At 59.5% G+C, this 12,657-nt stretch carries 11 protein-coding genes; 9 read left to right on the top strand and 2 right to left on the bottom strand.

All coding sequences use genetic code 11. The annotated features are described in order from the left end of the window. The first annotated feature begins 18 nt into the window (after positions 1-18). The 3 genes from PMI16_RS07115 to erpA are packed head-to-tail and all read left to right on the top strand — an operon-like array spanning position 19 to position 1,554. Positions 19-723, top strand: coding sequence for a DUF6776 family protein (locus PMI16_RS07115; protein ID WP_007877925.1), 705 nt, complete (start codon positions 19-21; stop codon positions 721-723). Between the two features lie 8 nt (positions 724-731). Beyond that, on the top strand, positions 732-1,133 hold the full coding sequence (locus PMI16_RS07110; RefSeq protein WP_007877923.1) for a bactofilin family protein: 402 nt from the start codon (positions 732-734) through the stop codon (positions 1,131-1,133). Between the two features lie 55 nt (positions 1,134-1,188). Further along, entirely contained in the window at positions 1,189-1,554 is a 366-nt protein-coding gene (gene erpA, locus PMI16_RS07105) for an iron-sulfur cluster insertion protein ErpA (protein ID WP_007877914.1), read from the top strand. Positions 1,555-1,657: 103 nt separating this feature from the next. Here the strand turns inward: erpA and hemL are convergent, their stop codons facing one another. Together hemL and thiD are read right to left on the bottom strand one after the other, a co-directional pair. Next, positions 1,658-2,956 (bottom strand): glutamate-1-semialdehyde 2,1-aminomutase, encoded by a 1,299-nt coding sequence (hemL, locus tag PMI16_RS07100; RefSeq protein ID WP_007877913.1) that lies wholly within the window; start codon positions 2,954-2,956, stop codon positions 1,658-1,660. Between the two features lie 20 nt (positions 2,957-2,976). Further along, a complete protein-coding gene (thiD, locus tag PMI16_RS07095; RefSeq protein WP_007877912.1) occupies positions 2,977-3,801 on the bottom strand; it encodes a bifunctional hydroxymethylpyrimidine kinase/phosphomethylpyrimidine kinase in 825 nt (274 codons plus the stop codon). Positions 3,802-3,896: 95 nt separating this feature from the next. On the opposite strand from thiD, the gene PMI16_RS07090 reads away from it, so the two are divergent. From PMI16_RS07090 to PMI16_RS07065, 6 genes are all read left to right on the top strand, one after another. Further along, complete coding sequence (locus tag PMI16_RS07090) at positions 3,897-4,049, top strand: rubredoxin (RefSeq protein ID WP_034379480.1); 153 nt, start codon at positions 3,897-3,899, stop codon at positions 4,047-4,049. Between the two features lie 158 nt (positions 4,050-4,207). Further along, a complete protein-coding gene (locus PMI16_RS07085) occupies positions 4,208-4,618 on the top strand; it encodes a response regulator (protein ID WP_007877910.1) in 411 nt (136 codons plus the stop codon). Positions 4,619-4,651: 33 nt separating this feature from the next. Further along, positions 4,652-5,020, top strand: coding sequence for a response regulator transcription factor (locus PMI16_RS07080; protein ID WP_007877909.1), 369 nt, complete (start codon positions 4,652-4,654; stop codon positions 5,018-5,020). A 40-nt stretch (positions 5,021-5,060) separates the two neighbouring features. Beyond that, positions 5,061-5,615, top strand: coding sequence for a chemotaxis protein CheW (locus PMI16_RS07075; protein ID WP_007877907.1), 555 nt, complete (start codon positions 5,061-5,063; stop codon positions 5,613-5,615). 31 nt (positions 5,616-5,646) lie between these two features. Next, complete coding sequence (locus PMI16_RS07070) at positions 5,647-7,860, top strand: methyl-accepting chemotaxis protein (protein WP_007877906.1); 2,214 nt, start codon at positions 5,647-5,649, stop codon at positions 7,858-7,860. Positions 7,861-7,903: 43 nt separating this feature from the next. Beyond that, entirely contained in the window at positions 7,904-12,655 is a 4,752-nt protein-coding gene (locus tag PMI16_RS07065; RefSeq protein WP_051994605.1) for a hybrid sensor histidine kinase/response regulator, read from the top strand. Positions 12,656-12,657: the final 2 nt, after the last annotated feature.

Below are 12,657 nucleotides of genomic sequence, written 5' to 3'. Positions count from 1 at the left end.
AGGCTGTGGGTTCGGCGCATGTCGATTTCAGCGCCGAAGATGACGATCAAGCGCCACATGCCGTGGCCGCTGCGGGCACTGATTCTGGCGGTTGTTATCGGCGTGGGCGGCGCGATGGCCATGTGGGCCTACGATCTGGGGCGCAACAATTTCTCGGGGTTGAATCCCGATGGCATGCGCGACCGGGTCGATGCCTTGTCGGAGCAGATCAAGAAGCTCAATGCCGAGCGCGACCAGTTTTCCACCACGGCCAATGCCGCGGAAAGCCAGCTCAACATAGAGCGTTCGGCGCAGGCGCAACTGGCCGGGCAGATCAAGACACTCGAGGCGGAAAATGCTAAGCTGAAAGAAGATCTCTCTTTCTTCCAAAGCTTGCTCCCGACCAATGTGGGCGCCGATGGCGTCACCATACAGCGTTTGAAAGCCGAGATTGTCGCGCCGAACCAGGTGCGTTACCAGTTGCTCGCCATTCAGGGTGAAAAAGGCCGGCAGTTCGTGGGGAATGTGCAGTTCAGCGTTACGGTGTTGCAGGGGGGCAAAAGTGTTATTATCAACTTCCCCGAGCAAAACGCCACGGATCTCGCGCGCTATAAGCTCGCATTCAAGTACTATCAACGGGTCGACGGTGTCTTGACGCTTCCCGAAGGTGCAACCATCAAGTCGATTCAGGCTCGCGTTCTCGAAAGAGGCCAGACGCGAGCTCAGCAATCCGTGAATTTGTGAGGTGAATCATGTTGGGACGTAAATCCAAAAGCACCATCGACAGCCTGATCGGCATTTCCACCAGTATCCAGGGCGACGTCCATTTCAAGGGCGGCCTGCGTATTGACGGCCATATCAAGGGCAACATCAATGCCGAAGCGGGCCAGCCTAGCGTGCTGGTCATTTCCGAGCATGCCAAGATCGTCGGCGAGATTCGCGCCGTGCACCTGATCGTCAATGGGGAGATCATCGGCGACGTGCATTCGGTCGAACTCCTTGAATTACAGCCGAAAGCCCGCATAACTGGAGATGTCTACTACAAGGCTCTGGAAATGCATGGCGGCGCGCTGGTATCCGGCAAGCTCAGCCACGGGCAGACCGAAGAGGCGCCGGTGCTCAAACTGGCGGCTTCGGCCGGCGGCGATGCATGAATTTCCCATAAGCCTTATAATCACTCCATTGTCCGCTGATTAGCAGGAGCTTACTATGAATGCCGTTGCAGAAATTCCAGAAACATCGATTCCATCGCCAATGATCTTTTCCGACAGCGCCGCCGCCAAGGTTGCGCAACTGATCGAAGAAGAAGGCAACCCCGACCTGAAGTTGCGCGTGTTCGTGCAAGGCGGCGGCTGCTCGGGCTTCCAGTATGGTTTCACCTTTGATGAAATCGTCAACGAAGACGACACCACCATGACCAAGAACGGCGTGCAATTGCTGATCGACTCGATGAGCTATCAGTACCTGGTCGGTGCGGAGATCGATTACAAGGATGACCTGGAAGGCGCGCAATTCGTGATCAAGAATCCGAACGCAACGACCACTTGCGGTTGCGGTTCGTCGTTCTCGGCTTGATTCGCCAGGATATCTGACCGGGAAACAACAGTTTTAACCGTTTCTTCAGACATAAAAAAGGACGCTCAGGCGTCCTTTTTTATTTTCCGCATTTCCTGCCTGGTCATTTGATCGCAGCGAAAGCGGTGCGTGCAGCGGCAATGGTCGCTTCAATCACGGCATCGTCATGCTGAGCCGAAACAAATCCCGCCTCAAATGCCGACGGCGCCAGATAAACGCCGGCATCCAGCATGGCGTGGAAGAACACGTTGAATTTGTCCTTGTTGCCTTGCATGACTTCGGCATAGCTGACCGGCACCGTCGATGCGAAGTACAGGCCGAACATGCCGCCCACGGTGTCGGCCGAGAACGTCACGCCGGCGGCCCTGGCAGCCTCGCAGAGGCCGTCGGCGAGCTTGCGGGTCTGCGTACCAAGCCGGGTGTAGAAATCGGCTTCCTGGACGATCTGCAGCGTTGTCAGGCCGGCAGCGACCGTCACCGGGTTGCCGGACAGCGTGCCGGCCTGATAAACGCCGCCCAGCGGCGCCAGGTGCTTCATGATGTCGGCGCGGCCGCCGAAGGCTGCAACCGGCAAGCCGCCGCCGATGACCTTGCCCAATGCGGTCAGGTCGGGAGTGATGCCGTACAACGACTGCGCGCCGCCCAGGGCCACGCGGAAGCCCGACATGACTTCATCGAAAATCAGGATGGCGCCGTACTTGGTGCAGAGGCGGCGCATGGTGTGGAGGAATTCCGGTGTCGCACGCACCAGGTTCATGTTGCCGGCGACCGGCTCGACGATCACACAGGCGATTTCATTGCCGGCGGCCTCGAAGGCATCTTCCAGTTGTTGCGTGTTGTTGTAATCCAGCACAAGCGTGTGCTTGACGAAATCTTCCGGCACGCCGGAGGACGTCGGATTGCCGAACGTCAACAAGCCGCTGCCGGCTTTTACCAACAGGGAATCCGCGTGACCGTGGTAGCAACCCTCGAACTTGACGATCTTGTCGCGTTTGGTGGCGCCGCGCGCCAGGCGCAGGGCGCTCATGGTCGCTTCGGTGCCGCTGGACACCAGGCGCACCTGCTCGATCGACGGCACCAGTTTGCAAATCTCTTCGGCCATCTCGATCTCGCCTTCGGTCGGCGCGCCGAAGCTCAGGCCGCGCGCGGCGGCTTCTTGTACCGCCTGCACCACTTTCGGATGGGCATGACCGACAATCGCCGGGCCCCAGGAACCGATGTAGTCGATGTAGCGACGGTCTTCGGCATCCCAGAAATAGGGGCCTTGCGCCCTGGTGATGAAGCGCGGCGTGCCGCCGACCGAGCGGAAGGCGCGTACCGGCGAGTTGACGCCGCCGGGCGTGGTTTGTTGAGCGCGCGCGAACAGGGATTCGTTGGTGGTGCCGGAGCTTTGCAGGTTCATACGGGAATGTGGGAAAAGTGTCAGTTGGTTTCGTCCGATTCGCGCGCCCAGAAGTAGCGGTCGGGAATCAGCTTGCCCATGCCCAGGCGTTGCGCATGGGCAAGAGCGGCGAGGGTGAATTCCTGGGCTTCGGAGACGGCCTCCGGAATTTCCAGGCCATTGGCCAGCATCGCGCAGATGGCCGCGGACAAGGTCGTGCCGGCGCCGGTAAACGAACCCGGCAGGCGTTGCCAGCTGTCGCGGCGGATGACGCCGGTATCGTCGAACAACGCATTGACGACCTCGTGCATCTCGCCGGGCATGCCGGTGACGAAGAGATATTCGCAGCCCATTTCAATGATGCGCGTGGCATCGAGCTGCAAGGCATCGCCGGGAACCGGTTCGCGCCAGGTTTCCGCCAGGCGGTTCAGCTCCACCGCGGAGGCCAGCATCAGCGTGGTTTGCGGGATCAGCAGCTCGCGAATGGCGATCAGGTTGTCGTCATCGTCGCCATCCTGTGCGGGCATGGCGGTGATGAAAGGATCCAGAATCAGGGGGATGTCGGGATAATCGGAGACGATTTCGGCAATGGCGGAAATGTTTTCGATGCTGCCCACCGCGCCAACCTTGAATGCCGCCACCGGCATGTCTTCGAGAATCACGCGCGCCTGGTCGGCCATCCAGTCGACGTCGATCACCTGGATATCCTCGATACGCGCCGTATCGCTGACCAGCAGGGACGTGATGATGGACAAGCCATGGCAGCCCATGGCGGCAAAGGTGGCGAGATCGGCCTGGATGCCGGTGGCACCGACAGGATCGGCTGCGCCAAAAGTTAATATCAGGGGAGAAGTTTGGTTTTGCACGACGAGTAGATTAAGATATCTGGTTTACCATTTTACTTGATTGATTTGAGGGATAGTCAGCCGTGAGCGATAGCAAAACAGAATTTAAGACCTGGATGTGCCTGATCTGTGGTTGGGTCTACGACGAAGAGGCCGGCCTGCCGGACGAAGGCATTGCTCCCGGCACGCGCTGGGAAGACGTGCCCATCAACTGGACCTGTCCTGAATGCGGCGCCCGCAAGGAAGATTTCGAGATGGTTGCGCTCTAAATCCGCCATCAATCCAGCCACGGATTCCTGTCGTGCCGCCAGGCCTGCTTTCCCGCCAAATAAGGGTGGAAGGCGGGCCTGTTCAGTTTATGGCCTGCTTCCCGTTTTGTTATAGTCGGCCCACAGACCTTTATCGGTCGGCATCGCAGAGGGAATCAATGTCCGATATCGCACAGCAAGGCCCCCTCGCCATCCTTGTCGTTGACGACAGCGCCACCATACGGCGTTCCGCCGATCTGTTCCTTCGCCAGGCAGGTCATCGGGTGGTTCTTGCCGTTGATGGATTCGACGCTCTCGCCGTCATCGCCGACAGCAATCCCGACCTGGTTTTTTGCGACATCCTGATGCCGGCGCTGGATGGCTATCAGACTTGTGCGTTAATTAAAAAAAATGCAAGATTTCATGCAACTCCGGTTGTGATGCTATCGTCCAAGGACGGTCTGTTTGATCGGGCGCGCGCCGCAGTCGTCGGTGCGACCGCGTTCATGACCAAGCCGTTTTCGGAAGAGAGGTTGCTGGAGGCAGTCAATACTCATGCCAAGGGTCGCCCTACCGCCGTTGAGTCCTGATCAGCGTACTTTCAAGCAAGGAGCAATGGCTCGATGAGGATAAAGAAAATACTTGTCGTCGACGATTCACCGACGGACCGCTACCTGCTGGCGGACATCCTGATCAAGAAAGGATTTGAGGTCGACACGGCCGATGATGGCGATGTGGCGCTCAATAAAATGCGACTATCCGAGCCGCAATTGATCTTGATGGATATCGTCATGCCGGGAAAAAACGGATTTCAGATCACACGCCAGATTGCACGCGATCCCGATCTGAAACACATTCCGGTGATGATATGCAGCATCAAAGGGCAGGAGACGGACCGCATCTGGGCTTTGAGCCAGGGGGCGTGCGACTATATCGTCAAGCCGGTCAACGCGGATGAGTTGGTGGCCAAGATTGCGGCCCTTGCGCAATAGGAGCGACTACAGTCGGCCGGAAGCAGGAAGAAGAGGAGCGATGGCGCAAGAAGAGGTAACGAATTTGCCGCCGGAACAATGGAAGAGCAGTCGCCTGCGCGACTTCCAGGCGCGCTTGCTGGAGCGCATGGAAGCCGCTCGCGATGGTTCCGGCATGCGCGACGGCCGCCTTGGCGTTGTCGTGGGTGACCGGCATTGCCTGCTCGATCTGCGTGAAGCAAGCGAGATCGCCAACTTCATGCCGGTGACCAAGGTGCCGCTGACCAAGGACTGGTATCTGGGGCTGGCCAACGTGCGCGGCAACCTGATTGGCGTCGTCGATCTGGAGAGATATCTGGGCGGCGAGCAGCAAGCATGGGGTAAGGAGAGTCGCGTCATCGTTGTTTCCACCGTACTGTCGGGGACCAGTGGTTTCATGGTGTCGCGCGTGCTGGGTTTGCGGCATATTCAGGAAATGACCTTGCTGCATGGCATGGATGACGCATCCGAAATCAGCACGGGAAAGCGCTATCTCGATCGGAACCAGCAGGAGTGGATTGAAATCAGCCTTGCCGCCATCATTGGCGACGCGCGGTTTTTGCAGGTCGGTTTATGAGCGTGCGGCATTCCGCTAAGGAGTCTCAGTGATGGCATTCAAGCTGCCTCAGTTGTCAAAAAACAAAACGACCGCACCGGCAGAGAGCCTTGCAAGCGCGTCAGCGACCGTCAGTGCCACGGCGGAAAAATACATACAGCGCTACCAGCACACGCGCCTGCCTTTTATCGGTCGGCAATCCCTGCGCGCGCAAACGCGCATTTTGCTGTTGTTGCTGATACTCGCCCTGGTCTCCATGTTCTTCTTCCTTTGGCTGGGGTCGAAGCATTACATTCATGCGAGTCTTCAGGCGCACATCACCAGCGATCTGGTCATGCACTCGCAGCGCATCGGCAAGGCGGTACCCAACGCCATCCAGGGCAATCGTGAAGCCTTCAATCAGTTGAGCGAAAGCCGCCGGGAATTCAACCAGGGCATCAGCGTGCTGACACTGGGCGGCGAATACCAGGGATATGCGATACGCAAGCCCGAACCGGAGATGCGCGCGGTGCTGACCGATGTCCAGAAAATCTGGGATCACACCGACAAGGCCGCCACTACGATACTCAAGCTGCAGCCCGAGCTCACCGGATTTGGCGTCACCCTGGCGCGCCTGCGTTCCTTGTCTCCTCCTTTGCTTGACCTGAGCGAACAGATCTCCATGCTGCAATCGCAAGGCGGCAATTCTCCGCGTGAAATCGCCGCTGCCGGCCAACTGGTGCTGCTGACCTTGCGGCTGGGGCGCAGCGCCAATGAATTCCTGACTTCCGAAGGCGTCAATCCGGAGACCGCCTTTCTTCTTGGCAAAGACGTCAACACCTTTCGCGACATCATTGACGGTTTCCTCAACGGCAGCGAGATCCTCGGTCTGACCGCGGTGCGCAACAAAGATGTGCGCGACAAACTGAGCGAACTGGAAAAAGTGTTCGGCGAATATCAGCCGCTGGTCGCCAACATCCTCGGCAACCTGCAAAACTTCATCGCCGCCAAACAATCGGAGCAACTGGTCTTTCTCGAGAACGAAACGCTCAAGCAACATCTGACCGTCTTGCAAAACGACTACCGACTGGCCCAGGAAACACGCTCCTGGACGTTCTGGATCATGCTGCTGTCGATGCTGATGGCCCTGATTTGCGGCATCGGCATCGCCTGGGTGCAATTGCAAAGCAGCCGGCGCAACGCCGAAGAGGCCGAGCTGCGGCGTCAGGAAGCCGAGGCGCAACGATTGCATGCGCAGCAGCAGGAAGAGCGCGCCATGCGCACCAACGCCATCAATCAGGCCGCCATCCTGCGCTTGATGAGCGAGTTGCAAAAGGTGGCGGACGGCGATTTGACGGTGCACACGACCGTATCGGAAGACATCACCGGCGCAATTGCCGATTCCGTCAACTACACCGTCGAGGCTTTGCGGGGGCTGGTCGGGCAGGTCACGCGCACCGCGTCGCAGGTCGCGGGTGCATCCAACAAGGTCAAGGACAACACGCAGCAGTTGACCACCGCGGGTCAAATCCAGGCGCGCAGAATTCATGAAACGGGACAATCCATGCTGGAAATGTCGGTCCAGATCACCGACGTCTCGATCTCGGCAAACAAGTCCGCCGATGTCGCGCGGCATTCCGTGGTGGTGGCTGAACGCGGCGCCAAGGCGGTGGAAGACGCCGTCAAGGGCATGAATGAAATCCGTGAACAGATTCAGGAAACCTCCAAGCGCATCAAACGCCTGGGCGAATCCTCGCAGGAGATCGGCGAAATTACCGAGCTGATTTCCGACATCACCGAACAGACCAACGTGCTGGCGCTGAATGCCGCCATCCAGGCGGCTTCCGCAGGCGAGGCCGGGCGCGGGTTCTCCGTTGTCGCCGAAGAAGTGCAGCGACTGGCGGAGCGGTCCAGCGCCGCAACGCGCCAGATCGGCGCACTGGTGCGCATGATCCAGGCGGACACGCACGATGCCGTCGCGGCGATGGAAAAATCGACCGCCGGCGTGGTGGAAGGCGCCAAACTGTCGGATGCCGCCGGCGCTTCGCTGTTCGATATCCGGCATGTGTCCAATCAACTGGCGGAACTGATCCAGGAAATTTCTTCTTCGACGGGAGAGCAAGCCACGTCGGCCAACAGCGTCGCACAGAATATTCAGAACATCCTCTCTGAAAACGAAAGCATCGAGCGCCGTCGCGAAGAAGTGGTTTCGCTGCTCAATGAACTGAATGATCTCGCCGAATTGCTCAAGAATTCGGTATCTCGCTTCCGGGTAACGATTTCCTGACGCTCGCTCCGCGATATTCAACGCCCCGATGTCAAACGCCATCATGCATCCCCATCCAGACAGCCAGGATTTCTCCGATATGCAGACCGAGGAAATGCCCGGTGGTCTGACAATACTGGCACCGGCGTTGAAGAGCGCGATGCTTGAGACGCGCCAGTTGCTGGAGGCGGCAAGGACTGCCGAAGACATCGCTCGGATTCGCGTCACCCTGCAAAAAATCACGCAGGCGCTGAACTTCGTCGATGAACCGTCGCTGGCCGTTTTTTTTAACGCCATGGCGCTGGTGCTTGCTGCCGAACAGGACGGTAGCGCTCGCTCCGAAAGGGCCCAGGTCGCAGAGAGCGCCTGCGTATCCTTGTTGCACTATCTGGACGATCTGACCGCGGATTCGGTGCCGCATCCATTGCCGCATCCATTGCGTTTGTTCCACGCCTATAAAGCACTGCTTGCGACAACAGGCCAGGAAAGAATTCATCCGGTCGATCTGGTTTTTCCGAAACCCATCAGCGACAACGACTTGCGGTTTCCCTGTTCCGACGAAGCGGCTCCCGAGTTATCCGAAACCACTCTGGCGGCATGCCGGACCGAGTTCGAGAGTTCGCAGCTGAATTATCTGCACGCAACGGACGCGAACGTCGGCGCACCTTTCTTGCAGCGCATGGCCGACGTCATTGGCAAAGTCGTCAATATGGTTGTCGTCTCGCACCACAAGAACTTCTGGCGCACCATCGAGGCGGCCGTCATGCTGTTCGCCGGCGGCGGCATCGACGTCGACCAGTACGCCAAAAAATTCCTGGGACAGGTCAATTTGCAACTGCGGCGCCTCGTGAGCGACATGCGTGAAGGCGATGCGCGGTTGCTGCGCGAGGGCCTTTTTTTCATTGCACTGGCCCCTGCTGCGAATGAAGCCGCGCGCGCGATCAAACAAGCCAACGCGTTGCCGGAGATACAGCAGGCAGACTATCAGCAGCCATGTTACGCCGCTATCGATGCGGTGCAGGCAGCATCCGCAACATCCGCAACATATGCAGCGCCGGCCGTCCGCGATCCTGGCCAGATTGCGCTGGCCGAACTGGAGGGCGCGCTCGGCCGCACCGAGGCCTTGATCGAAAGCAGTTTCAATAAAGCGTACAGCCAGGCTGAAGCGGCAAGAGTGGCAAAGGCGATTCGCGAACTTGCCGGTGTCGCAGAACGCCTGAAGCTGGATGTTCCGGCCCAAATGCTCGGTGCGGACGCACTCAGGATAGAAAATGCTTCCGGCGCGGATGAAGCTGCGACCTTGCAACCGGCGGCATTAAAAAGCGCCATCTATAACCTTGCCGCATTGAGTTTGTCCCTGCCCCTGATGCGGCGTGACGGCGTGATTCCTTATCGGGGAAAGCAATCAGAGGTCGCGCATACGGAGAGCGATGCTCCTTCGCTGGCCGCCAAGACTGCGCAGCCGGAGCAGCGTGAAGAAGTCGAATCGCCTGCGCCAGGCCTTGCCGCAGGCACCGCCTCGGAAGAACCGGTCGATGAAGATGTCGATCCCGAGTTTCTGGATATCTTTCTGACGGAAGCCGAAGAGATCCTGGACAACATGGATAACACGCTGGCAGCTTCACGCGGCGCGCCGGACGATATGGCGCACGTCGGCGCATTGCGGCGCGGTTTTCATACGCTCAAGGGCAGCAGCCGCATGGTTGGCTTGAATGCCTTGAGCGACGGCGCCATGGCGATCGAAACCTTCCTGAACGAGTGGTTGACGCAAGCGACGCCGGGAAGCACCGACGCATATGCCTTGCTTGAGCATGCGAAGCGGGAGATGACCGGCTGGATCGGCGAGTTCAGGGAACGCGGAAAATCCGCGCGACGCCCCGATGCATTGATCGAGGCAGTCGAACAAGCGAGGCAAGGAAAGAGCATGGACGGCGCAGAGACGGACGTTGAGACCACGTCGCCAGCCGTTGCCGGCGAGGAGCAATCCGTCCGCATCGGCGAGATGGAAATACCGGCGCAACTGCACCTGGTTTATTGCAAGGAGTCGGCAAGCTTGCTGGCCACAATCAGTTCGCATCTCGAGCAGTGGCAGGAGATTCTGCCGACTGCGGTGGCGCCGGAAGTGCTGCGCGCAACGCATTCGCTCAAGAGCAGTTCGGCGTCGGTGCAATTTGCGGCGCTCAACACATTGGCGCAAGCGCTGGACGACGTCATCCAATGCATTGCACATTTTCCTGGCGCGCTTGACGCCAATGTCTCCGCCAGCCTGCTGCAGATCGTGCGTCAATTGCAAACCATGCAGCAGATGTTTGCATCGCGCCGGATGCCTCCCGCGCGCGCGGATTTGCAACAGCAATTGCATGCCTTGCTGGACGGAATGAAGCTGCTCCGTCGGGAAGCCTCGCCGGATGTCCCTGGCCAAGGTCATCCGCTCACCGCCGTCTCGCCGGAAGAAGATTCCGCCGATGCCGGGGCCGATCTTATCGATCCTGAGTTGCTTGAGATATTCCTGGAAGAAGGCAGGGATCTCCTGCCTCAGATAGGCGAAAGCCTGCACAAGCTGCAAAAATCGCCGGATAGTCGCGGGTTGATTCAGTATCTTCTGCGACCGCTGCACACGATCAAAGGCAGCGCCCGCATGGCCGGTGCAATGCGCCTCGGCCAGCACATGCACGAATTGGAATCCAGGATCGACGAGATGGTGCGCACCGGTACGCCATCGGTCATGCAGATCGACGACTTGCTGGCGCGTTACGATCACGGCTTGCAATTGTTCGAAGCGCTCCAGACTCCCTTGGCAGTACCGCCGATGTCGCCTTTGTTCGCACCCGACGAGCAAGGCGCGGACAAACCTGCGGTGCAGGTCGTCTTGACGGGAAGCGACGCCGCAGGATCGTCCGAGGCCGATATCGGAAAAACCGTCAATGCCGCGCCGCTGGTGCGCATTCGCGCGGGCATCCTGGACAGTTTGCTCAATCAGGCCGGGGAGATCTCCATTTCACGCTCAGGGCTGGAGTCCGAAGTCGACGTGCTGCGCCAGCATCTGGCCGATCTGGGCGGCAATGTCGCGCGGCTGACGACGCAGTTGCGCGAAGTGGAAATCCAGGCCGAAATCCAGATTGCGGCTTCCAACCAGCGCCAGCCGCAGAACCAGCATTTCGATCCGCTGGAGTTCGACCGCTTTACCCATCTGCAGGAAATGACGCGCATGCTGGCGGAGAGCGTCAACGATGTCGCCTCGTTGCAAAAGAACCTGCTGGAGACCGTCGATCATGCGCAGAACAGCCTGACGCAGCAGGCCCGGCTCACCCGCGAAATGCAGCAGGAACTGATGCGGGCGCGCATGGTGCAGTTCCGCGGCGTGGAAGAGCGGCTGCACCGGCTGGTGCGCCAGATGGCGAAGGAAACCGGCAAGGAGCTGGAGCTGGAAATTCGCGGAAGCGCCGTCGAAGTGGACCGCAGCATTCTGGAAAAAATGGTCGGACCGTTTGAACATCTGTTGCGCAACGCCGCGGCGCACGGCATTGAAACGGCCGAGCAAAGGCGCAAGGCCGGCAAGCCGGCCGTTGGGCGCTTGTCGCTGGAGATCAGCCAGGAAGGTTATGAAGTCATGATCTGCCTGTCCGACGACGGCCAGGGACTGGATCTGGCGGGCATTCACGAGAAGGCGGTGCGTCTCGGGTTGATCGACGCCGGCCAGGTGCTGTCGGACACGGAGCTGACCGGCATGATCTTTCAGCCGGGATTCACCACCAGCGCCGACGTGACGGCCATCGCCGGACGCGGCGTCGGCATGGACGTGGTGCGCTCCGAAGTCGCCTCGCTGGGCGGTCGCATCAGTATCGACACGGTCGCCGGCGAAGGCGCGACCTTCATTATCCATCTGCCGCTGTCGCTGGCCGTTACCCAGGTCGTGTTGCTGGAGTTGGGCGAGCAAACCTACGCCATCCCGTCGCTTCTGGTCGAACAGGTCTTGCAATTGAAAGCCGCCGAGCAGGCCGAGGTGTTCCGCGAGGGCAGTCTCGACTGGCACGGTCGCAAGTTGCCCATGCATTATCTGCCCGTCTTGCTGGGCGAAGACAAAGGCGTGCCGGCGGGGCAGACTTTGTCGATCCTGGTGGTCAAGAGCGGCCATGACTTCCTCGCCATTCTGGTCGATCGCATCATCGGCAACCGCGAAGTCGTGACCAAGAACATCGGGCCGCAACTGGCCCACATGGTCGGTGTCGTCGGCGCCACGGTGCTGGGCAGCGGCAGCATTGCGCTGATCCTCAATCCCATCCAGCTGGCGCAGCGTCACGGTTATCAAAAAGTGCTGCGCCAGGTCGAGCCTGCCGCGGGCGGCGACAACAGCAACAAGAAAACCATCCTGGTGGTCGACGACTCCCTCACGGTCAGGCGCGTCATGCAGCGTTTGCTGACGCGCGAGGGATACCACGTCGTGCTGGCGACCGACGGCGTCGATGCCTTGCATCAATTGCAAGACGTGCGTCCCGACGTTGCCTTGGTCGACATTGAAATGCCGCGCATGGACGGCTTCGATCTCGCGCGCAACATTCGCGACATGAGCGGCACCGCTACGCTGCCCATCATCATGATTACCTCGCGCACCGCCGCCAAGCATCGGGAGCGCGCCATGGAGCTGGGCGTCAACGAGTATCTCGGCAAGCCCTATCAGGAAAAGGTGTTGCTGGAGACGATACGTCGCCTGACCGGCGAAGATGCCGACAACATTGACGAAGTGCTGTTCGCGCAAGCGGAAGCGCCCGTATCCGACGGCGCCGCGTTGCCGGGGACGGGCGATCAGGCGCGTTGATC

This window comes from Herbaspirillum sp. CF444, assembly GCF_000282135.1.
Classification (GTDB): Bacteria; Pseudomonadota; Gammaproteobacteria; order Burkholderiales; family Burkholderiaceae_D; genus Herbaspirillum.
The sequence above is the reverse complement of the archived record's forward strand: the minus strand, read 5'-3'. Positions and strand labels throughout refer to the sequence as shown.

Bases quoted from the DNA above. Each gene is read 5' to 3' on its own strand.
- PMI16_RS07115 (WP_007877925.1), top strand. From the start codon at position 19: ATGTCGATTTCAGCGCCGAAGATGACGATCAAGCGCCACATGCCGTGG.
- PMI16_RS07110 (WP_007877923.1), top strand. From the start codon at position 732: ATGTTGGGACGTAAATCCAAAAGCACCATCGACAGCCTGATCGGCATT.
- erpA (WP_007877914.1), top strand. From the start codon at position 1,189: ATGAATGCCGTTGCAGAAATTCCAGAAACATCGATTCCATCGCCAATG.
- hemL (WP_007877913.1), bottom strand. From the start codon at position 2,956: ATGAACCTGCAAAGCTCCGGCACCACCAACGAATCCCTGTTCGCGCGC.
- PMI16_RS07090 (WP_034379480.1), top strand. From the start codon at position 3,897: ATGTGCCTGATCTGTGGTTGGGTCTACGACGAAGAGGCCGGCCTGCCG.
- PMI16_RS07085 (WP_007877910.1), top strand. From the start codon at position 4,208: ATGTCCGATATCGCACAGCAAGGCCCCCTCGCCATCCTTGTCGTTGAC.
- PMI16_RS07080 (WP_007877909.1), top strand. From the start codon at position 4,652: ATGAGGATAAAGAAAATACTTGTCGTCGACGATTCACCGACGGACCGC.
- PMI16_RS07075 (WP_007877907.1), top strand. From the start codon at position 5,061: ATGGCGCAAGAAGAGGTAACGAATTTGCCGCCGGAACAATGGAAGAGC.
- PMI16_RS07070 (WP_007877906.1), top strand. From the start codon at position 5,647: ATGGCATTCAAGCTGCCTCAGTTGTCAAAAAACAAAACGACCGCACCG.
- PMI16_RS07065 (WP_051994605.1), top strand. From the start codon at position 7,904: ATGCATCCCCATCCAGACAGCCAGGATTTCTCCGATATGCAGACCGAG.